The organism is Neobacillus citreus (assembly GCF_018343545.2).
Taxonomy (GTDB): domain Bacteria; phylum Bacillota; class Bacilli; order Bacillales; family Cytobacillaceae; genus Neobacillus; species Neobacillus citreus.
The window spans coordinates 1-24,257 of sequence record NZ_JAGYPE020000076.1; the positions used below are offsets into that span (position 1 = coordinate 1).

At 38.7% G+C, this 24,257-nt stretch carries 26 protein-coding genes; 10 read left to right on the forward strand and 16 right to left on the reverse strand.

Annotation, left to right across the window (positions count from 1 at the left end; translation table 11 throughout):
- Positions 1-195 (forward strand): hypothetical protein (locus tag KHB02_RS26115; RefSeq protein WP_241114103.1); only part of this gene is annotated, 195 nt, incomplete at its 5' end.
- Between the two features lie 103 nt (positions 196-298).
- Here the strand turns inward: KHB02_RS26115 and norA are convergent.
- Positions 299-1,492, reverse strand: a complete 1,194-nt coding sequence (gene norA, locus KHB02_RS26120) for a multidrug efflux MFS transporter NorA (protein ID WP_213145656.1) — start codon at positions 1,490-1,492, stop codon at positions 299-301.
- 124 nt (positions 1,493-1,616) lie between these two features.
- Here norA and KHB02_RS26125 point away from each other — a divergent pair, with 124 nt between their 5' ends.
- Together KHB02_RS26125 and KHB02_RS26130 are read left to right on the forward strand one after the other, a co-directional pair.
- Positions 1,617-2,453 carry a MerR family transcriptional regulator gene (locus KHB02_RS26125; RefSeq protein ID WP_213145655.1) on the forward strand — a complete coding sequence of 279 codons (837 nt, stop codon included), beginning with the start codon at positions 1,617-1,619 and terminating at the stop codon, positions 2,451-2,453.
- Position 2,454: 1 nt separating this feature from the next.
- Positions 2,455-2,895: a YaiI/YqxD family protein gene (locus KHB02_RS26130; protein ID WP_213145654.1), complete on the forward strand. Its 441-nt coding sequence runs from the start codon at positions 2,455-2,457 to the stop codon at positions 2,893-2,895.
- Between the two features lie 124 nt (positions 2,896-3,019).
- On the opposite strand, the gene KHB02_RS26135 is transcribed toward KHB02_RS26130, so the two are convergent.
- Positions 3,020-3,496: a hypothetical protein gene (locus KHB02_RS26135; protein WP_213145653.1), complete on the reverse strand. Its 477-nt coding sequence runs from the start codon at positions 3,494-3,496 to the stop codon at positions 3,020-3,022.
- Between the two features lie 120 nt (positions 3,497-3,616).
- Here KHB02_RS26135 and KHB02_RS26140 point away from each other — a divergent pair, with 120 nt between their 5' ends.
- Together KHB02_RS26140 and KHB02_RS26145 are read left to right on the forward strand one after the other, a co-directional pair.
- A complete protein-coding gene (locus KHB02_RS26140; RefSeq protein ID WP_213145652.1) occupies positions 3,617-4,426 on the forward strand; it encodes a S1C family serine protease in 810 nt (269 codons plus the stop codon).
- A gap of 140 nt (positions 4,427-4,566) precedes the next feature.
- Complete coding sequence (locus KHB02_RS26145) at positions 4,567-4,848, forward strand: hypothetical protein (protein WP_213145651.1); 282 nt, start codon at positions 4,567-4,569, stop codon at positions 4,846-4,848.
- 159 nt (positions 4,849-5,007) lie between these two features.
- On the opposite strand, the gene KHB02_RS26150 is transcribed toward KHB02_RS26145, so the two are convergent.
- The 3 genes from KHB02_RS26150 to KHB02_RS26160 form a co-directional block, all read right to left on the reverse strand.
- Positions 5,008-5,790, reverse strand: a complete 783-nt coding sequence (locus KHB02_RS26150) for a TerC family protein (protein WP_213145650.1) — start codon at positions 5,788-5,790, stop codon at positions 5,008-5,010.
- A gap of 254 nt (positions 5,791-6,044) precedes the next feature.
- A complete protein-coding gene (locus KHB02_RS26155; protein WP_241114104.1) occupies positions 6,045-7,094 on the reverse strand; it encodes a DUF3231 family protein in 1,050 nt (349 codons plus the stop codon).
- A 178-nt stretch (positions 7,095-7,272) separates the two neighbouring features.
- Positions 7,273-7,932: a hypothetical protein gene (locus KHB02_RS26160; protein ID WP_213145649.1), complete on the reverse strand. Its 660-nt coding sequence runs from the start codon at positions 7,930-7,932 to the stop codon at positions 7,273-7,275.
- 250 nt (positions 7,933-8,182) lie between these two features.
- On the opposite strand from KHB02_RS26160, the gene KHB02_RS26165 reads away from it, so the two are divergent.
- A complete protein-coding gene (locus KHB02_RS26165; RefSeq protein WP_213145648.1) occupies positions 8,183-10,390 on the forward strand; it encodes a glycoside hydrolase family 3 protein in 2,208 nt (735 codons plus the stop codon).
- 142 nt (positions 10,391-10,532) lie between these two features.
- Here KHB02_RS26165 and KHB02_RS26170 read toward each other — a convergent pair whose 3' ends face one another.
- Positions 10,533-10,910 carry an FAS1-like dehydratase domain-containing protein gene (locus tag KHB02_RS26170; protein WP_213145647.1) on the reverse strand — a complete coding sequence of 126 codons (378 nt, stop codon included), beginning with the start codon at positions 10,908-10,910 and terminating at the stop codon, positions 10,533-10,535.
- Between the two features lie 163 nt (positions 10,911-11,073).
- Between KHB02_RS26170 and KHB02_RS26175 the strand changes: the two genes are divergently transcribed.
- Positions 11,074-11,457 carry a hypothetical protein gene (locus tag KHB02_RS26175; protein ID WP_213145646.1) on the forward strand — a complete coding sequence of 128 codons (384 nt, stop codon included), beginning with the start codon at positions 11,074-11,076 and terminating at the stop codon, positions 11,455-11,457.
- Positions 11,458-11,500: 43 nt separating this feature from the next.
- On the opposite strand, the gene KHB02_RS26180 is transcribed toward KHB02_RS26175, so the two are convergent.
- The 3 genes from KHB02_RS26180 to KHB02_RS26190 form a co-directional block, all read right to left on the reverse strand.
- Positions 11,501-12,616, reverse strand: a complete 1,116-nt coding sequence (locus KHB02_RS26180; RefSeq protein ID WP_213145645.1) for a GerAB/ArcD/ProY family transporter — start codon at positions 12,614-12,616, stop codon at positions 11,501-11,503.
- A 225-nt stretch (positions 12,617-12,841) separates the two neighbouring features.
- Positions 12,842-14,002 carry a Ger(x)C family spore germination protein gene (locus KHB02_RS26185; RefSeq protein ID WP_213145644.1) on the reverse strand — a complete coding sequence of 387 codons (1,161 nt, stop codon included), beginning with the start codon at positions 14,000-14,002 and terminating at the stop codon, positions 12,842-12,844.
- Positions 14,002-15,546: a spore germination protein gene (locus KHB02_RS26190; protein ID WP_213145643.1), complete on the reverse strand. Its 1,545-nt coding sequence runs from the start codon at positions 15,544-15,546 to the stop codon at positions 14,002-14,004. Before KHB02_RS26190 ends, KHB02_RS26185 begins: the two co-directional genes overlap by 1 nt.
- A gap of 241 nt (positions 15,547-15,787) precedes the next feature.
- On the opposite strand from KHB02_RS26190, the gene KHB02_RS26195 reads away from it, so the two are divergent.
- Positions 15,788-16,165: a hypothetical protein gene (locus KHB02_RS26195; protein WP_241114105.1), complete on the forward strand. Its 378-nt coding sequence runs from the start codon at positions 15,788-15,790 to the stop codon at positions 16,163-16,165.
- 50 nt (positions 16,166-16,215) lie between these two features.
- Here the strand turns inward: KHB02_RS26195 and spoIIP are convergent, their stop codons facing one another.
- The gene (spoIIP, locus tag KHB02_RS26200; protein WP_213145641.1) at positions 16,216-17,367 is read right to left on the reverse strand and encodes a stage II sporulation protein P; all 1,152 of its coding nucleotides are present in this window, start codon (positions 17,365-17,367) and stop codon (positions 16,216-16,218) included.
- A 577-nt stretch (positions 17,368-17,944) separates the two neighbouring features.
- On the opposite strand from spoIIP, the gene KHB02_RS26205 reads away from it, so the two are divergent.
- The gene (locus KHB02_RS26205; protein WP_213146053.1) at positions 17,945-18,766 is read left to right on the forward strand and encodes a hypothetical protein; all 822 of its coding nucleotides are present in this window, start codon (positions 17,945-17,947) and stop codon (positions 18,764-18,766) included.
- A gap of 128 nt (positions 18,767-18,894) precedes the next feature.
- Here the strand turns inward: KHB02_RS26205 and KHB02_RS26210 are convergent, their stop codons facing one another.
- Entirely contained in the window at positions 18,895-19,665 is a 771-nt protein-coding gene (locus KHB02_RS26210; RefSeq protein WP_213145640.1) for an SDR family NAD(P)-dependent oxidoreductase, read from the reverse strand.
- Between the two features lie 191 nt (positions 19,666-19,856).
- Between KHB02_RS26210 and KHB02_RS26215 the strand changes: the two genes are divergently transcribed.
- A complete protein-coding gene (locus tag KHB02_RS26215; protein WP_213145639.1) occupies positions 19,857-20,075 on the forward strand; it encodes a hypothetical protein in 219 nt (72 codons plus the stop codon).
- Positions 20,076-20,238: 163 nt separating this feature from the next.
- Here the strand turns inward: KHB02_RS26215 and KHB02_RS26220 are convergent, their stop codons facing one another.
- The 5 genes from KHB02_RS26220 to KHB02_RS26240 all read right to left on the reverse strand — a co-directional run bounded on the left by KHB02_RS26220 (position 20,239) and on the right by KHB02_RS26240 (position 23,869).
- A complete protein-coding gene (locus tag KHB02_RS26220) occupies positions 20,239-20,616 on the reverse strand; it encodes an SET domain-containing protein (protein WP_213145638.1) in 378 nt (125 codons plus the stop codon).
- A gap of 99 nt (positions 20,617-20,715) precedes the next feature.
- Entirely contained in the window at positions 20,716-21,732 is a 1,017-nt protein-coding gene (locus KHB02_RS26225) for a DUF3231 family protein (protein ID WP_213145637.1), read from the reverse strand.
- Between the two features lie 15 nt (positions 21,733-21,747).
- Positions 21,748-22,302, reverse strand: a complete 555-nt coding sequence (locus tag KHB02_RS26230) for a CBO0543 family protein (protein WP_213145636.1) — start codon at positions 22,300-22,302, stop codon at positions 21,748-21,750.
- A gap of 91 nt (positions 22,303-22,393) precedes the next feature.
- Positions 22,394-22,783 (reverse strand): cupredoxin domain-containing protein, encoded by a 390-nt coding sequence (locus tag KHB02_RS26235; RefSeq protein ID WP_213145635.1) that lies wholly within the window; start codon positions 22,781-22,783, stop codon positions 22,394-22,396.
- A gap of 81 nt (positions 22,784-22,864) precedes the next feature.
- On the reverse strand, positions 22,865-23,869 hold the full coding sequence (locus KHB02_RS26240; RefSeq protein WP_241114106.1) for a glycosyl hydrolase family 18 protein: 1,005 nt from the start codon (positions 23,867-23,869) through the stop codon (positions 22,865-22,867).
- Positions 23,870-24,257: the final 388 nt, after the last annotated feature.

Consider the following 24,257-nt stretch of genomic DNA (forward strand, 5'->3'; position numbering starts at 1 on the left):
AACATTCCAAATCCAAACATCAGAGTCATTGCTTCAACAAAAGTAACCATCAGCGGCCTCACCCCCCTTCAGAGGAAGTCGGTTAATACCACCACCTTCCACAAAAGAAAGTTCACGGCCACTTCTCACCCCGCTATGCAGCTGTACACCTTTATTATATCATTCGCCCCTACCCCGCCACAATTTTTATCATGATGTATAAGTTTTTTGAACTTTGTCTTTCATGATGAATGCCTCACTTCTATATAGTCACAACCGAAAACAAAATAATTTCCACATAAAGTTTAATTCAATTCGACTAATTAGCTACTCTAGCCTTCACTTCTTTTGAAGAATTATTGGCTTGCTTCTTCCAAAATAATGTAAGAACGATTCCCAGGAATAAGATCAAAGTCGCAAAATAGTATGGGTAGTTGATATCTATATCAAATAAGATCCCCCCTAGAATGGGGCCACTTATGTTTGCTAAACTTGTATACATAGAGTTCATTCCGCCGACAAAACCTTGTTCGTTCCCGGCGATATTTGAAAGATATGAAGTAACTGCCGGACGAAATAAATCGAATCCAACAAAAACAAGAAATGTAACAAGTAATATTGAGAAATAGGAATGAACAACCGTCATTAAAAAGACAAGTATGGCTGATAAAATGAGGCTATATTGAATCAGTTTAATTTCACCCCAGATTCGTGTTAGCCTATCAAATAATACGACTTGTGAAACTGCACCAAGGACAGCACCACCCGTGATGACTATTGCAATATCGGATGGTTTAAATTGAAATTTGTGGTCTACAAATAGACTAAAGAACGATTCGAAAGCTGCTAAACCAAATGAGGCAATAAAAATTAACAGAAACGCTAGGAAATATTTTGGGTCCATAATACGTTTGAAACCAACCTTCCCATCTGAGACTTGTTTATGGCTATTTTCATGACGATTAGGCTCAGATAATAAAAGGATAGAAAGTATAGCTGCAATAGTTCCCAGTGCTCCTGCAAAGAAGAATGGGATACGTGTTCCAAATTCCGCTAAAAATCCACCAATGCCGGGCCCAATAATAAATCCTGTACTAATCGCGGCAGACATATAGCCTAATGCCTTCGGACGAGTATCCAAATTTGTAATATCAGCAATAAAAGCTGTCACAGCTGGCATGATGAACGCAGCACTAATTCCGCCTAAAAGACGAGAAATAATTAGCATTTGAATGTCTTTGCCAATCCCAAATAAAAATTCCGAGATGCCGAAAATAAATAAGCCAATGACAATCATAATTTTCCTGCCGAATTGATCTGCTGCCTTCCCTGCAAATGGCGAAACAATCAATTGAGCAATAGCAAACGCCGCTGTTAAATAACCAACTGTTGTTCCCGTAATGTCTAATTCATTCATCAATGTCGGTAAGACTGGAATGACAAGACCAATTCCTAAAAAGGCTATGAATAAATTCATTAATAATAATCCTAAGGTGACCTTATTATTCTTCATTTTTTACATTCTCCTTAACAAAACTAACTACAGCAAACCACTTCATTTTGTTTATCATCATTTGTTTACAATTTCCATCCTAGTGTATATAGTTACTATATAGTCAAGGGCGGTGCTGTAAAAAATGGATAAAAAAAATGGCAAGTATTTAACTACTGGGGAATTTGCGAAGCTTTGTAAAGTAAACAAACAGACACTCTTTTATTATGATCAAATTGGACTTTTGTCTCCCCTCTGGAAAAATGAAAAAGGCTATCGTTATTACTCCATTCACCAAATAGAGCTATTTTTTGTTATTGATTTATTAAAGGATCTTGGTATGTCGCTAAATGATATTCAACAATACATGAATAATAAATCGCCTGAAAGTTTTTTATCGTTAATGTATCAACAAAAACAAGAGATTGTAAAAAAGCGTCAGGAGATTGAAATGAAGGAAAAAATGATCGATGCTAAAATAGCCATAATGGAAGAAGCGTCGCACCTTGATTTTCAACAAATGACGCTTAAACAATTACCAGAAGCAACACTTTATCTAAGTAGAAACATTGAAAATATAACGGATGAAGAATTTGTAGAGGTTATTTCAGATTTTATTAATGAATTGAACATATCCCAACTTGATTCAGGATATCCAATAGGTGGTATAACAAAACGGGAGCATGTAATGAAGGGAGAATTCTCTAATTATAGCTACTTATATATTGAGCAGCCCCATCCAAAGGTTGGATATCCCTATTTCCAGGCTGTGAAAGGTGATTTTCTTATTGGGTATCATATTGGGGATGAGAAAACATTACATAAAACCTATAAGCGTTTTTTTTCAGAAATGGAACGTTTAAATTTAGCCTTAGGAGAGTATGTTTTTGAGGAATATATTTATGATACAGTTGTAATGAATCATAAGGAACATTATGCAACCAAAATTATGATACAAGTGGAACAAAACTCTGGAGGATAAGATGAAAATATATGTTGATGCTGATGCTTGTCCGGTAAAAGATATTATTATTTCTGAAGGTACGAAGGCTGATATTCCTGTGATCCTTGTTACGAGCTTTTCACATTTTTCTAATGCGGAAAAACCAGCAGGAGTGGAAACAATTTATGTTGATTCGGGAGCAGATGCTGCGGATTATCGGATTATGAAGTTAGCAGAAAAAGGAGATATCATTGTTACGCAAGATTATGGTCTTGCTTCACTAGGTTTAGCAAAAAAGTGTACGGTCCTTCACCATACTGGGTATAGCTATACAAATGAAAATATTGACCAATTACTTCAAGCACGTTATTTAAGTGCAATGGCCCGAAAAAGCGGAAAGCGGACAAAGGGGCCAAAACCTTTTACTACAGAAGATAGTGAGAAATTTAGGGTGCTTTTTAAAAAAGCGATATCAAGTTAAATAAAGGGCCGTCCATTTTGGATTAAAAATTGGTGCCGGTTACTTAAGGACAACAGTTTGATTACGACTGTTGTCCTTTCACATTAATCTCTAACTTGTTCCATTATTTCAAGTTTTCAACTGGTCATATCCCAAAAATGCTATCAAGAACGGATAATGGAGTTTCGTATTTATAGCCAAAATCCCTTCCTGTGTAATAAAATACGGGATTTTTCAGGTTATCTGTAAATGATTTTTCTTTTTCCATTTCTTTTTCCAGCTGGTCCAACGAATCATCCATTTGGCTCTGAATACCCTTCTTACCTTCGCCAATAAATTTAACGGTTACAGAGGCAATCTGCTCTTTTCCTCTCATGATAAAAATATCCCGACCGCCGTCCGAAAAAGCTTTTAGATGAAGGTCATCGAATGAAACTCTAACCTTATCGTTCTTTTTTCGAATCACAAAGCCCCTTTCACGAAAATAATCCTCAAAGCTATCTAAAAATTCCTGAACTTTGCTATGTAACCCTGGTTCAACTATGGTTTGGAATAACTCCTGATTTTGTTCCTTTACACGGTTTAATTCCACTTTCAATTCTTCGATTTCTTTACCATTCATGTTCATTCTCCTTGTTCCTTACATTCCAATCTATTGTATCGTGAAACCATTCTTAACGCCATTTTCTTTACGTAAACCGATATAATAGGAATATACCGAACCTTTTTATGGAGGATCCACATGGACAAGGAAAATCAGGATTTTCATGAAGAACAGCCGGATTGGGAAGCTTTTTTTACTGAAGAAGAAGCAAAAGAATGGGAAAAGGATAAAGCAAAGCGGAAAAAGCGAAGAAAAATTGCTGCTAAAATAGTCAGTTCACTGCTTGTGTTTGCCATGTTAATCAGCGGATTAGGGATGTGGTTTGATGTCTTTAATCTGCCTGCCATTCGTTTTGTGAAGGTGTCTAATCAGCTTTCGAAGAAACCGGAAGTGAAAAAATACAAAAAAGCCGTCGTCACTCTGGAATGGGACGGTGTTAAGGGAACTGGCTTTAATATCGCTCCAGATGGGTTAATTATCACTAATGAACATGTTGTTGAAAAATCGAATCGAGTGAATGCGCATTTTAGCAACGGGGATTCCTTTGCAGGTAAGGTCATTGCCAAACGGCCGGAATGGGACCTTGCCATTGTTGAAATTGAAAAGGCAAAAAAACTGCCCGTCCTGTCGATTGCCGCTGAAAAAGACTGGGAGACTTGGGCGGGCGAGAAAATTATTTTTATCGGCAATCCTTTAGCTTATACGCAGATTGCCAATGAAGGAACTTTCATAAGTCCGGTCCTAGTGAACGGATTGGATATTCCGGTTATGATGATTAAGGCGCCGATTTACAAGGGAAATAGCGGCAGTCCGGTGATTAATCAAGAGGGGCAAGTCATCGGAGTCATCTTTGCCACATTGCAAAACCCGGAAATTTCCACCAAAGAAATCATTGGTGCAGCCATTCCCTCCTATTACATTCAGCAGATTATGGAAGAAATTAATTAAGATAATAAGCTGGGAAACAGTTCTGATGAAGTGTAACCAATTAATCCCTGTGGTGAACTAATGGACACACCATTAGCAATGTGACCTAAGATATTGTATGATAAAAAACATGATGAAAACTTATATTAAGGAGAAAAATCATGTTTAATGAAGAGTATGAACTACTTTTAAAGAAATCCGTTGAGGTAGCTCCAGATTGGTTAAAGAAGGATGTCGAAAGCATTGTGAGTAAGGACCCTCATGCAGGCATTAGCTATCTGATTTCAGAATTGCATCACACCTATACATTTAGCCTCAGACATATTTTATCATCAAGCCATCTATCTAGCGAGTGGTCACAGGTTTCAAGAGAACGACTGAATTTTATTGATAATAATATTGATATTATTGTTGCACTTTATAATGAGATAAAGAACAAATAAGTAATCGAATTTTCTTCTTTTAAGATAATAAGACGGCTCCCTATTTGGGAGCCAATATTGATGGTCGGTCTTTGTGGATCAATAAGTTCATCCCATCATGAGCTTCAGTGCTTCTGGATTCAAATTTATTGATGCACGAGAACCGTCCCCATGCATCTTTCATTTACTTCCTTTAGCATTCGCCTGTAATGATCTATTTCCAGGAGCAAACCAACCAATTAGGGCAATAGCGACTAATACTCCATAAAAAATCAGCGTCCAAGCTGTACTGTGTGGAAAATCATGATTTAAGAACCCCATATCTTCATGTGCTAGGGTGATTACAGCCAGTTTGACACCAACCCAGGCAACAATTACATATGCTGTAATTTCCAAGGCTGGACGTTTTTCAAGAAGTTTCACAAACCAGGTTGCTGCAAACTTAATCAAGATGAGGCCAGCAACACCACCAATAAGAACAACTAAGAACTGACCTCCGTCCATACCTCCGAATTTGTCTAAAGGTGTATCTGGAAGACCCAGAGCGAGAGCAACCGCAGCTAGAATCGAATCTATTGCAAAAGCGAGGTCAGCTATTGCAATCTTTCCAACTGTTGGCCCAAAACCTTTGCCTGCGGATTCCTTTTCATCGTCCTTGTGGATGTTCTCATTTTCTTTGCCGAATCGTGCTTGAATGATGTGCTTTAATCCTAAGTACAGAAGATAAACTGCACCTATCGCCTGTATCTGCCAAACATTTGCAATAAATGAAATCGCAAAAAGTGCAATAAACCGAAAAGCAAATGCTAAAATGATTCCGTAATTTATAGCTCTTTTTTTCTGATCTTCCGGTAAATGTTTTGCAATTACTGCTAGCACTAGAGCATTGTCAGCCGATAACAATCCCTCTAATCCGATTAGAATTAACAATGCCCAAGCGTACTCCAGCCATATTGAATCCATCCATTTCTCTCCTTTCTTTATTATAATCCGTCAAGCACTCTTTCAAGTCACGATCATGATGGAACTTACAATATATAGGAAGATTATTTCCGTAAGAGTAAACCTTTTTGGAATGTTGGCGAAGACAATCATTACTAACCAAGTTACCACCGCCAGCAATGCAAGGGAGACTGTAATCTCCCCTTCTTAAATGGAAAAACCGCCTTATTTTTTGACTAGCTTACATTTGAAAGTTGTTCAATTTGTTCCGATTGTTAAACCCTGTCATGCGCTTTTGGCGGTGATTCCAACCAACCTTTTTCAATTAGGATATTCATGCCGTCGTCAACAAATAAGCCTATGTTTATTAAAGTTCTTACATACAACATATCTATATCTCTTCTTGCCGTTACCGCCAATGAGTTTCCAAATGCCCTTATCTTCATTGCGAACATATCCACTTTATGAAACAGCATTATTTTATCGGAAAAAGGAGGATATGTAGAGGTTGTAACCAAATGACCTAAGTACGCTGGTGATTGAATCTGTTCAATGTGAAGTTTTTCCTTATACTGCTTTACCGCTTTATCAGTCATGTTTAAACCTCGCTTGAATAAAGCTTTTATTTTTTCATCTTTAACAATCTGATGAAATCCCAATAATAACGCCATACTTGTTGTGTTAGTCTCAATGTTATCCCAAAGATGAATAATTTCTAATGCCTGTAATGGCCGGACTTCTCCAAAATAACCGTTTAAGAAACTTTGTTTATCAATTTTTTCAATTCCATCTGGTGTCGGAATGATAGGAGGGTTTACAATTAGTTTTTTTCCCATTAAAACATTATTAATTTGCCCTAACAAGACAGTTGTACATTGATTACAATAAATAAAGAATTCTCTAATATCCTCCCTCATTACCAATGGAACTGCAACTGCGTAAAGGCTCATACCTGCCTTTGCAGCATATTTTAAATAGTGAACGTAAAATTCATCGAAGTATAAACGTGGGGCACCAAGATTTACATCATCTTTTGTAAATCCAATCGGTATAGGGAAATTATCTTTATTAAAAAATCCTTCGATCCTTTGTATGAAATCCTCTGATAAAGCTAAACCATTTTCCAATAGCGTTTTAATTTCTTCGTCCTCGCAATGCTGAAGAAAATAACTTAAGATTTGAATTGACATACTGTTTCCCATATATGTAGCCCATAGTTTACCCATTTCAAACGTCGTTAAAGGTTGGCTCTCATTTAATGAATATGAACTAAAATTGATTGGTTTCATCACATTCATTGGATTTAAATCTTTATCGGTGGTCATAACTAATCTCCTTTTCCCGCATTTTCGCTTATGATTTCCATTGGGATATAGTTTAATTCCAACAAACTCTACCTCTAACTTATAATGGTAATTTGAGCAACGCTGCAAGTTCGTTCCTTCATGAGCTTTAGTGCATCTGAATTTAAATATAATGATGCACGAGAACCGTCCCCATGCATCACCAAGAGAATTTATAGGTTTTTATTCCGTTCCCCACTTGATAGGTTGTAACTGTTACTGGTTTACCTGCAATGTTTTGTTCTATATACCTCTTTACGTAGTTTCCTACGAAGTTTTCTTCTGCGCTTTCTACTCCGTATACATATAGTTTATGATTATTGAGATAGTCTGTGTTAGTGGTTAATGTCCAGTGTCCACTATCTACATATTTTTTAAATTGTTGTTGCTGGGTTTTTGGAGGAACGACTGGCTCTTGCTTTACTGGCTTTTCAACTGGAGCTGGTTGTTCAGGTTCTTGTTTAATTTCTTGTGGTTTCGGCTGTACCTCTTCCGGTTTTTGTTCTGTTTGTGGTGTTTGTATTCCTTGTGGTTTTGGCTTTTCTACAGGTTGATTTCCAGGCTTTTGAGTTAATTGTGGTGTTTGTTCAACTTTCTTATTCTCCTCTTGCTTTGGTTGTTGTGCTTGATTATTATTGGATGGTTGTTTATTCTGTTCTACTGGTTCTCCTGGTTGTTCCTTTTTAACCACGTTTATCTTTTCACTTTTCATTGCTACTTTTTCTTTCTTTGGTTGCTCTGAGCTCTTCTCTTGTGTTGCTGTTTTACCACAACCAGTTAACAATCCTATTGTTAAGATAACTGAAAGTAATTTTTTCATTAGATGTTTCCTCCATTTAAGTTCGGACTATTTTATATTTCTTCATCTTGTTAGTTAGTATTCCGTAATGAAGGTAACGATCTTAAGGCCCATTCTCCCAAACCTCTATCGCTAATACATATATCAATTGCAAGATGGTAAAAATTATGAAGATGTGCAATGTTCTTGTATTTAAGGCATTATCAAGTCGCTCAGGTACTACGTTACTATTAATTTATTTGAAAAAATATTATTTGAGGTGAGTTCTCCCATGAACAATGAACATACTTTAAACCCTGAACTGAATGAGTCAACACAAAGCTCTCATCGCAATGGTAACTTTCCGTGGATGGATCAGTCATTGTCACCGCGTGAACGTGCTGAGAAGCTTGTAGCGGCAATGACCTTGGAGCAGAAGATTGCCCAGCTTCACGGAGCAATGGAGACGATTAACATCTACGCCTTACCGTCAATGGAAGAAATGAATGCGATGAGCCCAGAGGAATATGACAAGCTCATGGCCCAGATCCAAGTGCAGCGCCATGTAAAGGGTATCGAGGAACTTGGTATCCCGCGTTTTCGGATTACCAACGGCCCAGTGGGTGTGGGCATGGGTGACGGGCACCCGAGCCCGCCTGCTACCGCATTGCCGATGACTATTGGTCTGGCTGCTGGTTTTGATCCTGAGCTTGCCCGTGATTACGGGGACATCATCGGTTCGGAGACCGCGACGCTCGGGCAGCACGTGCTCGAAGGTCCGGGTGTTTGTCTTCACAGAACCCCGATTGCCGGCCGCAACTTCGAGTACTTCTCTGAGGATCCGTACCTCTCTGGGGTAATGGGTGTTGAGGTAGCAAAGGCAATCCAAACGCACAACGTTATTGCCATGGGAAAGCATTATGTGGTCAACGATCAGGAGTATGAGCGCTTCCGTGCCAATGTCGAAGTGGATGAGCATGTGCTCCGAGAGCTCTACCTGCTGCCGTTCGAAATGCTGGTCAAGGACGCCGACATTGCTGCAATCATGAGCGCCTACAATCGCGTTCGTGGCACTTACGCCACCGAGAACCGCTACTTACTCAATGACATTCTTCGTGACGAGTGGGGTTTTAAAGGCTACATACAGTCCGATTTCTGGTCCTGCCGCTCTACTGCCGCGTCGCTGACCGCAGGCATGGACCATGAAATGCCAGATGCCAAGTGGTGCAACGAGACCAACGTAAAGAATGCGCTCGAGGACACGAGTCTCGAGATTCAGACCGTCAACCGGGCGTTGGTTCGCCGCTTTACCCAGATGTTCCGTTTCGGACAGTTCGAACGTCCTTACAACCCGGGCGTCATCGACGCTAAAGGCCATGGTGCCATCTCCCGGAAAATCGGCTCCCAGACAGCCGTTCTTCTGAAAAACGAAGGCGGAATGCTGCCGCTTGACCCGAAAGCTTACGGCACCATCGTTATCATCGGCCAATCCGAGTTTGTCGACGATGCCTGCAATGGCGGCGGCGGCTCGTCCAAGGTTGACCCGCTTTACACCATTCCACCGGTAGAGGGAATGCAGGAAGTCTTGCACGGCCTTGGTTCGGAAGCGAAGGTCAGCAAGGTGACCGTCGCCAAAGACCTGTCGAACCTTGAAGAGGCGAAGTCAGCCGCCAAAGAAGCCGACCTGGTTATCCTGATGGCTGGCTTGGTTGCATCCGAGGGTGCCGATTTACCGAGCCCGAATATGCTTAACGATCAGAACCAGATGCTCACCGAACTCCTGGATGTCAACCAGCACACAGTTGTGGTCATGAAAGATAGCAGCCCCGTAATGATGCCATGGATCACCAAGGCTAAGGCGGTTCTTGAAGCGTGGAATCAAGGTACTGAAGATGGTCACGTCGTTGCCGATCTGCTTTTCGGTGTTGTCAATCCATCTGGCAAGGTGCCTACTACCTACGCAGCATCCGAGAACGATCTCATTTACGCCGGCCACCCTGAACGCTATCCTGGCACCGACGAGGGCAATGGCTTCCCTGTCATCCGTTACTCTGAGGGCCTCAACATGGGATATCGCTGGTTCCAGTCTCAGGGCATCAAGCCGCTATTTCCGTTCGGATTTGGCTTGTCCTACACGTCCTTTGAGCTTTCCGAATTCTCGGTAACGCCGGCTCAAGTAGACGGCAAGTCCCCGATTACGGTGAAGGTTACCGTGACCAATACTGGGAAGGTCGCAGGGGCCGAGGTTGTCCAGGTCTATTTGGGCATTCCCGTCACGGGGCAGCCGCCTAAGCGCCTGGTCGGGTTCCAGAAGGTGTTTCTCGAGCCGGAGCAGTCACACGAGGCTACCATTACGATTGATCCGTCCGCGACAAATCATCCGATGAGTGTGTGGGACTACTGCGAACATGACTTTGTAGTGAAGCCTGGTGAATACACGGTATACCTTGGTACCTCCAGCGAAGATACTCCTTTCGAAGCTACGTTGGTCGTTTCCTAACCGCAGATTGATTAAAATAAAAAAGGCTGGAATCCTGTAGACTAGACAGGACTCCATCCTTTTTTTCTGTTTTAAATAATCTTAGATATCATACCGCAATTTCCAATAGCCTCAAGCCGTTTAGGCGAAGAATGATTAATTTTTATAATATCACGCCCGCAAAGTTTCCCTTCAATACTAGTTTCTCATTCTGATTTGTGCATAAGAAAGTAGCCATAATGGCGGTTCTATTATTCTCTTGTTTTTCAAACTGCTCAATTGTTACTTCACAAATTATCGTATCTCCCGTAAAAACTGGTCTTAAAAACTCAAAATTCATCGTACGAGCAAGCACATTGTAATCTCCGCCAACCTTTGTCGGTAATGTAGCAGTTAACAATCCTTGAACAACAAGTCTCCCCTGTTCATCTGGAGTAATATGATGATTCCCTTTATCCATAGATACTTTTGTAAACATTTCAACATCTTCTTGTTTGAATGTCCGTTCAAACTTAATTACGTCTCCTACTTTTGTTGCCAATCTGGTCTCCCCCTTGAATTTAATACTAATATTAGTATAGATAAATTCGAAAATTCCGACAATTGATATCTTGTTTTTTCACCAGTAATATAGCCACAAGTGAAAGGCCCATATATTTGTCCACACCCCGATTGAAAACAAAGCATAATTTATTGTAGAAGAAATGGTAAGAAAGGAAGATAAAAGCATTATGGAGTTTGAAAAAGAACATAAGCCTCCACAGGATGATGCCGATCCCTTTACAAATCTAATGTTCGGGAAGAAACGAAGAGTCATCGAAGAAGATATTACGAATCAAACAGAAGAATTCCCAGACCACCATGAACCTTCTCATGCACCGCAAAGGGATCCTTGGTTGTTTGGGGCAAACAGTACCCAACCCCCCCCACAGGTTCACAACCAGTACAACCAAATCGACCATCTTCTTAACCAAGTAGATGTTATATTGCTCATGGAAACCGTTGATGAGGCAGTTAAAACATACAAACTATATCAACCCATATTTAAAGACGTTTCATCTTACGTGAGAAAATTCTTTAAGAAGTGAGCCATTAACCGCCGTCCATATACGTTTCAGTCTCCTTGCCCTTTTAAGTCTTCAATTTGTTACCTATTTTGTTTTTCTTATAGGATTGTTTAATTGTGTCTACTAATAAATAAAGTAAAGGAACGAACTCTAAACAGTATGAAAAAGTTGGCCATACGTAGTAAAGGAAGCTAGTTAGTTCTGAAGTTCCGCTTGCCGTGTTTATCGATAATGCGACCATAACTGCTGCTAACGAAAACGTCAGAGGGCGGTAATCTTTTAAACGAAATAGTTGGGCAAGAATTTGAACAGAAATCGTAAATAATATGGTAACCTTCATAAAAACCATGGTTGCCCAAATCGAAATTAATAAATGATCCAAGTTTTGAATGAAATCTGCAATTCGAATGTAACGAATCATCTCTAACATCGGATAAGTAAGATGACTAGATAAATTCGGACCAAAAAGCAATAAAAGCCAAATAATATTTTGTGCAATAAATAGAACAGAAAAAAAAGTCGCCCAAGTAATTGACTTTAGTGTTTTATGCTTTTGAGTTAAATATGGAAATATAAAGAGCAAAATAATGACTTCTCCAAAAGATGGAGCAGTCTGGAAGCTGCCCAAAAAAATTCCTTGTCCGCTATGGTTCGTAATAAAAGCGATCCATCGGTCCCATTGCAATTCCTTGCCAATAAAAATAGCGTTTCCAATATTACCTAGAATAACAAGGTAGAATAGCCCTTGAGCGATTCGGAATAAATTTTCAAATCCTAATCGAGCGGTGACCGCTACAACCATTCCAAACATGCAGCCGACCGCCCAGTTAGGTGTTCTCGGGAGATAGGTCTGAACGATAAAATCTTCGTATTCTCTTAAAATCATTGCACTCATTTGCAGGAAGGACACGAATAAAATCACCATAATGGGTATATGAATCCATTTGGGAAGTATCTCACTTCCATAGTGGACAAAAAATTCGTTAGGCCTTCGCTTCGCCAGTTTTATGACAAAATAGGCAAAAGTAATTCCTACTAAACCGCTTAAACAAATAACAAGCACTGAATCGTATTGAGATAGGTAAATCAGGTGACTGGCAGCAAAACCAACCAATGTGGAGTAAAAATAAAGAATGAAAAAAAGCATTAATTGATTTTGAGTGATCTGTTCTGTCTTCAAAGGGGTCCACCTAACCTAAAATTTTCTGTTGAATCGGTTCAAAAAGGAACTGAATCATATCACTTGGACTGGGCATATGCTCGAATAATACAGTAGAAAGGCAATAAATACAGGAAGCCCCTAGGGTACAAAGGACAATCCAAAAGGTTCTTTTTTTCCGTTTTTTACTTTTTAAATACGCCCACTCATAACCAAAAATAATGAGAAATCCTATGATAATTAAAATCATGAACTCTTTTCCTTTTCCCAGAATGAATTGTTTTCAGCACCTAGTCGTTTAATATGCAAATCAACCTGAACATTCATTTTTACTTTTTCATGATAAGATTCAGGCCAATCTTTCTTAACCATTTTCCATATTTTTGGTTTGTGCCAGGATAAGTATTCACTGAATTGGAAAACATCCGCTTTAACCTCTTGAGAAGACTTTAAAGTGGCTTTAATTCTATTCTGGATTTGCTTTTCAGCTACATGCTCAAGTTGCGCCATTTGTTTTTCATTTGTTAAACTCATTTTGGATTGAGATTCAGAAATATTCCCTTCCGCTTTTATATCCACATTAAAAGTGAACGGATCTTTTTTAGAAGGGCGGATCTTTGTATGTGCGTCCATGACTAATAAACTGATTAACTGTTGATCGGCCGGGGCTTTTATAGTTACTTCGGCACCTTTTATCAGGTTACGAAGCCAGAACGCCCCTCGGCCCACTTTCGCGTCTAATTTCCCGACCATTTTATAATTATGAAACAAAGCCATCTCCCCAGGACTGACAAAAAGCCCTTCTTTCCCTCCCTCACTAAGCATTTTTATTGTTTTCTTTGTTAAAATGCCGACAATCATATCGCCGTTAGATGTTTCAAGGAAGTCTTTTGGTGTTGTATCGACTGTCACCTTTCTTTGGGCAAATGATATGGGAATGGTGGTTGGAAATCGTTCAAATATCGGAGTCAATTCTTCGATATCTTTTGCTTTTCCTGGTGCAATTAATAAAGTTTGATTGATATTCAAATTTGGTTCGCGGAGAACAAATTCCAATATATCCCTGATACCGTCCCTCGCCATTTCTTCGCTGATGATAATGATCCGCGTATGCCCCCAGCTAATATTTCTGGTCAGGGTGGCTTGTATTTTCTTATAGGCTTCTGTAAAAGTTTTTCCAGTTGCAGATTGTAGCGAATATGGTTTTCCGGTTGTACCGGCACCGCCGAGATCACTAGGGACAAGGCGATTAGGCAGGGAAAAAGATAGGCTTATCTCCATGTGGCCATTTGCGGCCTTATCAACGTAAATGCCGGCGACAAAAGCGCGCTCATTAAGTTCATATTGTGACCAGCAGCCGGTTAAAACAAAAGGGCATAATAAGATGAGGCTTTTGAGTCTTTTCATTAATCTTCATCATCCTCGAATATGGATTTCTCGATATTGGAACGAATACGATCATTTGACCCGGAAAAGGAGGGCCGGCGCTGCATCTTCCACCATGGAGCGCGGATGAAAATATCCTTTAAATCGCTAGTTCTAAGCGGCGCTGTTGGTGAAAGATAGGGCATGCCAAACGAACGTATGCTTACCACATGAATATAAATTAAAATAACACCAATCATTAAACCGAATATTCCAAATGTGCCCGCTAAAAACATAAGTGGAAAGCGAAGCAACCGGACGGAAAAGCCTAAATCGTAACCAGGTATAACGAAGGAGGCAATCCCGGTAATCGAAACAATGATCACCATAATGGCAGAAACAATTCCTGCCTGTACTGCAGCTTGGCCGATGATAATCGCACCTAAGATCCCAATTGCCTGCCCTACCGCTTTTGGAGTGCGAATACCTGCTTCCCGTAAACCTTCAAAGGCCAGTTCCATCAATAACGCTTCCACAATACTTGGAAACGGGACATTTTCCCGTGATGCAGCAACACTTAATAATAAACTAGTAGGAATCATTTCCGGATGAAAGGTGGTAATAGCGATATAAAAGGATGGGAAGGTTAGTGAAACGATTAACCAGCCGTATCGAAGCAGGCGAATAAAACTAGTAAGAAAATATCGTTGATAATAATCTTCAGCAGCTTGGAGAAACATGTAAAAATTTACAGGTGCTATAAGTGGAATGGGGTCACCATCCACAAATATAACCACCCTTCCTTCCAGCAAGGCTGCGGCCGCCACATCTGGACGTTCCGTTTTTTGTGATTGAGGAAACGGTGATAAGGGACGATCGTCAATACACTCCTCAATATAGCTGCTCGCTAAAACGCCATCGATTTTAATCCTGTTTATCCTTTGTTTCACTTCTGCTATTAAATCATCTCGACAAAGCCCTTCAATATAACTAATAATGACCTTTGTTTTTGTATAATCTCCGATGACAAGTTGTTCCATTTTTAAGGCAGGGGATTTTATTCTTCTCCGAACCATGGTGACATTCGTATGTATATCCTCCAAAAATGCCTCTCTTGGCCCCCTGATGACATTTTCATTCGTGGTTTCACTACCGGTCCGCTTTTCGAAGTTTGTTAAAGGAAAGGCGATCATCCGACTGTCACCTTCGAAAAAGACAATAATTTTTCCATCTAATATCGTTTCTGCAGCTTCCTCCATATCAGAAAGGACGCTGGTACACATTGTACTAATGGACTGTAAATCCAGAACTTTATGAATCAATTCACTTGGTGATGAAGCAAAGTTCGGCGAAACAATATATTTTAACACTTGCTCATCAAAGACTTGCTGATCCACCATACACTGTATAAACACAATACCGCAGCGCGTTTGATTGGCTGTTAATTCGTGAAAGGTGATGTCAATACTTTGATGGAAGGTTTCTTTAAACCATTCCATTCGCGCATCAAAATCCGCCCCTAAAAAAACTTTTCTATTTTCCTTTTGGGTTTGCTGCAACCCTTTCAATTTTGAAAAAAACGACATCCGTCTCACTCCACGAACTTTTTGTTAGGATTCCCTTTTTTAGTAAAAGTATTTTCTAAATAAAAAAACGGAGAATTAGTTGATTCTCCGTTTTTGCTTAAATAATAGTTGTAATGGAACCTGAATAGACGAAACGATATTTGTAAAGCCTTCTAGTAATGATGTTGATGGAGGAAAATGTTTTCATATGTTTTCATTTCGAGGAGATGCTCACAAAATTTACCTGAAGCTAAAAAGGGCATTGAACAATGAACAATCATTTAAATCAGTAAGGGAAATTGACCAAATCGAACAAATTCAAAACTTTTACATTTCTATTGATAGCCCTACATTAAAAAAAATATATTTATGCATGATAAAAGAGAAAAATGGCTCCGGCATTATACCTATTCTTGTATCTTCTGGCCCATGGCTGCTACTTCTCTTTTCAGAGCAATTACAAAAATTTCTCTTCAAAGAGGGAAGTGTACTTTGGATTTACTTTGCTTTCGCCTATATATTCATCCTTACCATGAGCGTGATTCTTCACTTTCATGAAAAATCTTGGGCTTCCGTTCATATCGAAATCATCCAAGAGATTTTACAGGAACGAAAAGAGCAATCTAAGGTAGAAAGTTAATAACAAAACAGACCATCATTTTGATGATCTGTTTGCTGGCTTCGAACTGCTTAACCACTGCCATTCACTACTTTGGATTCATTTGATTTCCAATAATAATTTGCAAGTATCTCCGCAAATACATCAATCGTATTATGAAGTTCATTCAAATTATTATCTACTCCACCAATTTCTAGCAGCATTGCCTTATTTGATAGATCTTGATTGTATACACCGTTCCCATCCTTATACGTTTTTAGAAATACTCCTCTACTGATCCCAGGATATTTTTTTTCTAACTCTCCGTTCAGTTCTTTGGCCACCTCCAGATTTTCGAGGTAATTTTTGTTTTCTTTTCCTACTACAAAATAGAGCCTTGCATAGCTTGTACCATTGATCGTTTTAGTCGTAATTTCTTTTCCTAGCGAATCACGGTGTATATCAATAAAATATTTTAATTGGTGATTATTGGCTGTTGCAGCTTCGACAATCTCTCGGGATTCTGTATATGCTTTTGTTGATTCCCATCCTTTTTTCAATAATTCTTGCGTCATATTTGATTTGTCATGCTCAACGCCGATTCCTTTACTCATTAAATCACTTGCTAAACGATTTCCTAACCCAATCACATTTACTCTTTCATCCGAGCTTATGGCATCGTTAGGTATTTTTGCATCATTTAAAACTGGAAGGAATGACTCCCAGCTATGGGATTGATAAATAAATACGGTTTTGTTTTCGGGATTTTTAAGCTGGCCATCGTCGGTTCGTTGATTTTCTTTTAATTTCTCTTCAGATGCTTGTCTCTCCTTTAATAAAGCCTTATTTGGAGGAGCCGATTCTTTCGGAAGGTTCCTTAGGTTAGTCCCCTCCCCGGCTACGACGATCTCTGTTTCATGCATTCTTAATCCAGGTATTTCATTGCCTAAGTACGTTCTTATATCTGTTGGTTTGATGGTGGTTGCTATTTGGAATGCTACATTTGTTATTTTTGGGATGGTAAAAACAGGAGTATTCAATTTTCGGAAAAAGGAATGGTTCTCGGCTTTGAAAAATTCAACAAAGAGTTTCTGTCCATTTAAGATTCCGATAGAATTACTCATTTTTAGGGAAGTAATATTTACTTTTAACACAACAACCAATGAAATAGTGAAGAACATTAATAGAACAACTAGGACAGAACGATAAATAAATTTTAGTGGGATGATTTTTAGCGGATTCAATGGAAATACCTCCTTATCTCATGTGTATGAGTGAATAAGGAGTTTAGGAGGAAAAATAGAGTATTTTATTTTTACAATATAGTTACTTTATTACAGGTGTGAAAAGCAAAAGCCAGCACCTTTAAAAGGCAAACTGGCTTTAGATCATCACACAAATATCCATTACCATGTCATTCTCCTTCTGTATATGCTTCCGATGTTTTATCTTTGCACTCCCAGCATTCCGCACGATTTCTCTCCATAACTGATAATTCCTCACCACATGAAATACAAATATCCATCGATCATGCCCCCTTTCCACTGTTTTGTCCTTAAAAACCACCAACTTCATTTAGCAACTATTGTAGTTACATTATATTCTGAAAATTAGAACATGCATATTTTAATTATGTTACAGATTCATTTCATAGTATTTTTCTTATCACTGATTTCGGTTTACATAATAAAATTATTGTTAATTTTTTCTAGTGAAGTCAAAATTGGAATATACTGTAAAAAATTTACACGAAAGTCTATTCGAAAGTCCCGCTAAATATAATTTTATGTATATCCTTTTTTTGGAAAGGGTGAATTACCTCTGAAAAATTATATTTGCGAGACTTGTGGTGTTCAGTATGAAAGTTCAATGGCAGAACCAGAGCAATGTCCGATTTGTAATGAGGAAAGGCAGTATGTAAATCCGAATGGGCAGTCGTGGACCACGTTGGAGAAAATGGCTAATGAAGGCTATCAAAATAGGTTTACTTTTGAGGAAAAAGGTCTATTCAGCATAACCACTATTCCAAAGTTCGGAATTGGTCAAACTGCTTATTTGGTCCAAAGTGCGGGTTTCAATTTATTATGGGATTGTATCACTTTTATTGACGAAAGTACCATTAAAAAGATGAAGGATTTGGGTGGACTGCAGGGAATTGCACTATCCCATCCGCATTATTACTCTGCACAAGTTGAATGGGCAGAGCTATTCGATGTGCCGATTTATATACATGAGGATGATAAAGAATGGGTCATGAGGCCAAGCGATAAGATTCTTTTCTGGTCAGGTGAATCCCTTGAATTGCATAAAGGGGTCATTATTCACCGTCTAGGCGGACATTTTAAAGGTGGATCAGTTTTAGAATGGAAGGATGGGAATGAGCAAAAGGGAATTTTACTGTCAGGTGATATCATCCAAGTTGTCGCCGACAAAAACTGGGTCAGCTTTATGTATAGTTACCCTAATCTGATCCCACTGCCTGCATCTAAAGTGCGTGAGATGGCCAATATCGTAAAAAAATTGAAATTTGACAGATTGTATAATGCTTTTCATGGCATAGTCAAAAAAGATGCCAAAATAGCAGTACAGAAGTCAGCGGACAGGTATATTGATGCGTTAAGTGGGACGTTGTTTGATACTTAATCTGTACTGTCGTTTGTTTGGTTTTATTGATGCCGAACCGGCCCACTTTTCTCTGTTCCGGGCACCAATTCTCCTTTTCAAAAAACAAAACCTCAAACTATTGTATGAGTTTGAGGTTTTGTTTCAGGTTAAAATGCACCCATGCCGCCGTCGATTCGATATTGGGCACCTGTGATGAAAGCACTCTCATCAGAAGCTAGGAATAATACTAAATTAGCAATGTCAGCGACTTCTCCGTACCGTTTAAGCGGTATGCTTTTGGCAAATTTTGCTTTTGCACCCCCAGGGTTATCCGGACTAACTCCGCTTTCTAAAGACCGCATCATTCTCGTATTGACTGGCGAAGGATGGATGGAGTTCACTCGAACGTTCGCGCCAGCTGCCTCAAGCGCGGCCACTTTGGTTAGCCCAACCACCGCATGCTTGCTTGTAACATAAGGAGCCATTCCTGGAGAGCCTCCAAGCCCTGCAACAGACGATGTATTAATGATACTTCCATAACCTTGTTTGGTCATAACAGGAAGAACGTGTTTCAATCCTAAGAAAACACCATTCACGTTTACGCGCTGTACTTTCTCAAAATCCTCCAAAGTCGTTTCCATGATTGACTGAACTTTGCCTTCAATTCCTGCATTATTAAAGAAAATATCGATTTTCCCGAAACGTTCAACCGTTTGATTAACATAGTTATGTACATCAGTTTCTTTTGAGACGTCTGCTTGGACAATATGTACATCACCAAATTGAATTAGTTCTTCTTTTGTTTGCTCAAGCGATTCTAGTAACAAATCAACTAAAACCACGTTTGCTCCTTCCTGTAAGAACCGTTTGGCCGCTTCTTTACCAATTCCGCCTGCCCCACCTGTAATGATCGCAACTCGTTCATTTAACTTACTCATTTCATTTCTCCTTCCTTTTTTACTAATCAATGAGTTTTACAAAATTTAGTAACATTACATGACCATTATATACCTTTTTCAGATAGTTACTAATAGTCTATTTAATTACTAGAATAAGTCCAACCAAAAAATTCAACTAAATGGCAAATAAAAGTTAAATTATTAGCATATAATGATGGCGGGTGATGGATATGGATCGTTATCTCGAACAAACATTTGACATCAGGTTTTTGAAAATCGGGATTATCGCCAATGCGGGAATTTTGCAAATTGGTACGGGGTCAGCTGCAACGATTCCAAAAACTACTCCAGTCGGATATACGACAATCGGAGAGACTGTCGCTCCACTTTTGGCACCACCGTCTGTTCCATTGCAAGCACCAATACGTGATATTGGAAAAGGTTTGTAATTAGAAAGTTTAAGGGATTCTTTAAATTTCAGTTATAATTGCATCTAATTTATCAGCGATTTTGTAAATAAAAAAGAAATGACTCATAAAATAGAGCCATTTCTTTTTTATTTGTGCATCTCTATCCTATTTATTTCTTCCAAAAAATAATGAATCAAAATAACTAGTCCTGATTAAACCACAGTGGATCCTTGTTATCCACTTCCCCATTATAATTAATTAGAATTTCATCCCCTGCTTTTATATCTGTGTAAGCGTAGAACTCAAAGGTATGATTATCAAAATTAATCTCATAAAATGCATTAGGCTCGTATGAATGGTTAAACAACATTCCATAACCTAGAAGGATCGCAGAATGATTGATCCCATACTCAAAAGTGTAATCAGCAAGTAAGGTTTTCTCTATATGTTGATGCTCCTCATTTGGATAAGCAATGACAGGTGCTTCGTGTAAAAGCGTTCCTTTTTTGATATCACATTTAGCAAATACTCCTCTATCGAATTCTCCATCGCTTAGTGGAGATTTTTTTATCTCAATCATGTTGTTCTCCTATTCATCTTTAAAATTTTCTTACTAAACTGTACCATTAATTTGAACATAATGCTCTTTTTTTTACGCTCTTTTTTAAAATAAAGTATTCTACCTTTTCACTATATTTTGATTTCTAAGTGATTCTCTATCAATCGATTGGGGGGGTTTTTCAAACCACCCATGATCAATTAAGAGTTTTGCACCTTCCTCAGCAAAGGCCCCGACTCTAATAATGTAGCCTTCATAATTAACCGTTAAGTCCTTTCGAAATGATGAAGCTATGGCAATTCCAAAATCTCCAAGACCAATAGCACTTTGTGCACTTGTATGAAATAACATTAGTTTATCGGAAAAAGGTGGGTCTGTGCTATTGGTAATAGTAGAATCCCATGTAGAGGGATATGAATTATCATCTTCTTTTAGTTTTATCATAAAATCTTCCACCATTTTCTTTCCTAATTCATATCCATCTTTAAAGTAGTCACTAATTTTTTTAGATTGAGCAACTTGGCTAAATCCTAAAAGTATTGTTTTGGCCACATTTGCCACTTCAATATTAATTCCTAAATGGGCAATTTCTATTCCAAGAAGCGGTCGCCGATGACCTATAAGACCACCAAGAAATTTTCTCTCTGTTATGTACTCAATTTTATCAGGATAAGAAATATAAGGGGATCGGATAAAAACCCCTTTTTCCTGCATCAGTTCTGCATTACGGTCATATAACATTTCGGTTTGAGAATAAAACTGTTTGAATAAGTCACGGACATCTTTACGGGCAGAAATTGACTTAGCCAAACTATAGGAATTCAATCCCGTTCTACCCATATGCTGTAAGTAACGCAAATATGTTATATCCGAAAAAAGCTTCTTTGCTTGCAAGTTCACATCCTGGTCCCCAAATCCATTTGGAAGAGGAATACCTTCTTTTGTAAATAAATCCGATATTTGTGCCACATGGTCTTGGGAAAACTTTAGCGCAATTTTAATAATAGGTTTAACGTCCGGATCTTCGCAAGTTTGTAAAAAATGTTTTAGAACACAAATAGACATGGTGTCACCAATATAGGTACTCCATAACATCGAAATTTCAGCAGATGTTATTTTGGGTATGTGTTTAACCATGAATTTTCCACCCCATCACATAGATTTAGATTTTCGATTTATTACTTGAACTAACCATTTTACAAGTGCAGCCTTTGCAACATAGATTGGAAGCGAATAGATGTATTTCCAGCTTTCTAATTTATAAATGTTAAGCCAAACTGACAAAGGTTCAAATATAAAGGTAAAAATAGTTGCCATTACTAAGTTAACAATGATAAATGATTTCCATGTTTTGCAGAATTGATAAACAGTCATATGAGCCACGATAAGTATTCCGTAATCAACTGCGACTAATCTTGGTATCACCTGTAACAATTTATAGGGATATGACCACAGGTGAGCATTAACACCAATATCATCCAACAGTCCAACCAAAAGCATTAATAAAGTGCCAAAAAGTATAATTTCCTTTAATCTAGCTTTATCAACGTACCTCCACCATATAATCCATGGAAGAATAAAAATTATCAAAAGCAGCCACCATTGAAATGTAAACAAATCATGATGAAGCCAATATTCATTTTTCATTTCAGTTAACTTATATTCGATTTTTTGAATTTCATCATAACTTGGATAGGCTGCTTTCAACTTCTTCACTCTCTCGTATCAGATGCTTTTATTATCCCCTTTTCAGTTACCATTACCCATAAAAAAAGCAAGGCCCGATTGGCCCTGCTTGTTATTTGACTATTACTTTCCCGGCCATTCCTTCCTGTAGATGATATCGACATATCAGATCATATGTACCGGACATAGTCGGTTTCACAGTAATGGTTTTTTCTGTTCCCGGCAGGACTTCAACGTCAATTTTGAGTTTTTCCACTGTAAAGGTGTGCTTTTTCTTTCCTTTGTTTTTCAATAGTAACGTTGTCGTACTCCCATTCGGAATAGTGATGTCTTTCGGCATAAAGTAATCATCGTTCAACTCGACCTCAATTGCTTTGGCTGACTCAATAGGCTGTGTTAGTTTGCCGGTTTCGGCAAATACACTGAATGAGCTTGGAGTTGTTACAACTAATACCATCGCAAACATAACAGCCAATCCAGCTAACCACTTTTTTACAGACATTCGCACTCCCTCCTTTCCTATGGCTATTTTTTTCATAATTATTAAATATTATCAAAATTAATTGGTCTCAACGTGCCTAATTCACTTTTTTACTTTTATTTTCGCGGGAATCGTCTTCCAGTACTCTGGGTCTTCTAAACCGAGCCGCCAAATCCCAATTCCCCGTAAGTTATATTTTTCAACAAGGTCTAGCTTATACTCCAGACTATCGCTATTCTCAAACCAAACCTGATGGCTATGTTGTTCTTGATCCACATAACTGAAATGAGGTGTTTTCGAATGGGAGTCCCATAGAACTTTAGCTTTATATTTTGTTTTCTTTGCTATTAACTCTTCATAAGAGCTATACTTGCCTTTGCCTGCTGTTGTATCCCAGTCCCATCCATAACCAGCGATGCCGAGTAAAATTTTTGCTGGTGGGACTTTATGTTTCAAAGCATAACGAATCGTTGCTTCTGTCCAGTCGACCGAGGCGGTTGAACCGGGTTTTGTTCTTGGGTTATGTTCATCGTACGTCATAATCATTAACCCATCTGAATATTGGCCAAGCTTTTCGTAATCAAACCATGGTGACCAGGGATTAGCACGGGAATCACCTGTGTTTGCCGGGACTGAAACCGTCACTACTTTTCCATCACGATGCAGTGTATCAGATAAATTTTTTACCATTAGACTAAAGGAATCCCGATCAGTCAAATTCAAATTTTCCATGTCAATATTAATTCCGTCATAATTAAACTGATTGACTTCATTGCGTAAGTTCTGAATGAAAACATCGCGGTTTTTTTCATTATTGAGTACATCACTCGCAACCTGCTTGCCTTTCTCCACGGTTTCGTAAAACAGATTATGTACAACCATATATACCTTTAGTTTTTTTTCATGAGCACTCTGAATAACCTTTGTCTTATGATCTGCTTGAACGGAACTTATAACACTTCCCGGACTTTTATCGTCAAGCTTATACCAAAAGGGTGCGATGCTGCTTAAACTTTTGTATTGCGAGTCCACTGTAGGCTGCGACCCTGGAAACGTTCCTTCCTGTTCTGTGTAAAAACCTAAAACTTCACGAGGAGTTTTTTCCATTTTGTCCACCCCTTTTGATTGTGACTGCCTACACGATGACATTAATAATATGGCCAAGCATATCGAAACGATGGTGAATGACCGATAACAAAACTTCGCCATAATACCCCTTCTTCCAATTCGTATATTATACTTAAGTTGGTAAGAAAAGGTGTAACTTATTCACAAGTGAGGCATGGGGGCGGTTCGAGACCACTGAAAAAACACTCCTTACCTTGCCATCTGTAAGACAAACTGCCTTAGGTGAAGGCAAAAAGGTTTTTAATAAGGCATCTATTTTGCCCATGAATGCAAAAAAGTTTCGCACAGGTAAAAATATGCAGTCTATTCTTCCCGTGAGCCCTAGTAAAGAAGCGCTACGGTCAAAATAAGCGGTCTATTCTTCCCG

Bases quoted from the DNA above. Each gene is read 5' to 3' on its own strand.
- norA (WP_213145656.1), bottom strand. From the start codon at position 1,492: ATGAAGAATAATAAGGTCACCTTAGGATTATTATTAATGAATTTATTC.
- KHB02_RS26225 (WP_213145637.1), bottom strand. From the start codon at position 21,732: ATGGTTAAACACATACCCAAAATAACATCTGCTGAAATTTCGATGTTA.
- KHB02_RS26150 (WP_213145650.1), bottom strand. From the start codon at position 5,790: ATGGATTCAATATGGCTGGAGTACGCTTGGGCATTGTTAATTCTAATC.
- KHB02_RS26145 (WP_213145651.1), top strand. From the start codon at position 4,567: ATGTTTAATGAAGAGTATGAACTACTTTTAAAGAAATCCGTTGAGGTA.
- KHB02_RS26135 (WP_213145653.1), bottom strand. From the start codon at position 3,496: ATGAATGGTAAAGAAATCGAAGAATTGAAAGTGGAATTAAACCGTGTA.
- KHB02_RS26215 (WP_213145639.1), top strand. From the start codon at position 19,857: ATGGATCGTTATCTCGAACAAACATTTGACATCAGGTTTTTGAAAATC.
- KHB02_RS26175 (WP_213145646.1), top strand. From the start codon at position 11,074: ATGGTAAGAAAGGAAGATAAAAGCATTATGGAGTTTGAAAAAGAACAT.
- KHB02_RS26210 (WP_213145640.1), bottom strand. From the start codon at position 19,665: ATGAGTAAGTTAAATGAACGAGTTGCGATCATTACAGGTGGGGCAGGC.
- KHB02_RS26140 (WP_213145652.1), top strand. From the start codon at position 3,617: ATGGACAAGGAAAATCAGGATTTTCATGAAGAACAGCCGGATTGGGAA.
- KHB02_RS26165 (WP_213145648.1), top strand. From the start codon at position 8,183: ATGAACAATGAACATACTTTAAACCCTGAACTGAATGAGTCAACACAA.
- KHB02_RS26155 (WP_241114104.1), bottom strand. From the start codon at position 7,094: ATGACCACCGATAAAGATTTAAATCCAATGAATGTGATGAAACCAATC.
- KHB02_RS26240 (WP_241114106.1), bottom strand. From the start codon at position 23,869: ATGGAAAAAACTCCTCGTGAAGTTTTAGGTTTTTACACAGAACAGGAA.
- KHB02_RS26160 (WP_213145649.1), bottom strand. From the start codon at position 7,932: ATGAAAAAATTACTTTCAGTTATCTTAACAATAGGATTGTTAACTGGT.
- KHB02_RS26190 (WP_213145643.1), bottom strand. From the start codon at position 15,546: ATGTCGTTTTTTTCAAAATTGAAAGGGTTGCAGCAAACCCAAAAGGAA.
- KHB02_RS26125 (WP_213145655.1), top strand. From the start codon at position 1,617: ATGGATAAAAAAAATGGCAAGTATTTAACTACTGGGGAATTTGCGAAG.
- KHB02_RS26130 (WP_213145654.1), top strand. From the start codon at position 2,455: ATGAAAATATATGTTGATGCTGATGCTTGTCCGGTAAAAGATATTATT.
- KHB02_RS26185 (WP_213145644.1), bottom strand. From the start codon at position 14,002: ATGAAAAGACTCAAAAGCCTCATCTTATTATGCCCTTTTGTTTTAACC.
- KHB02_RS26235 (WP_213145635.1), bottom strand. From the start codon at position 22,783: ATGTCTGTAAAAAAGTGGTTAGCTGGATTGGCTGTTATGTTTGCGATG.
- KHB02_RS26220 (WP_213145638.1), bottom strand. From the start codon at position 20,616: ATGATTGAGATAAAAAAATCTCCACTAAGCGATGGAGAATTCGATAGA.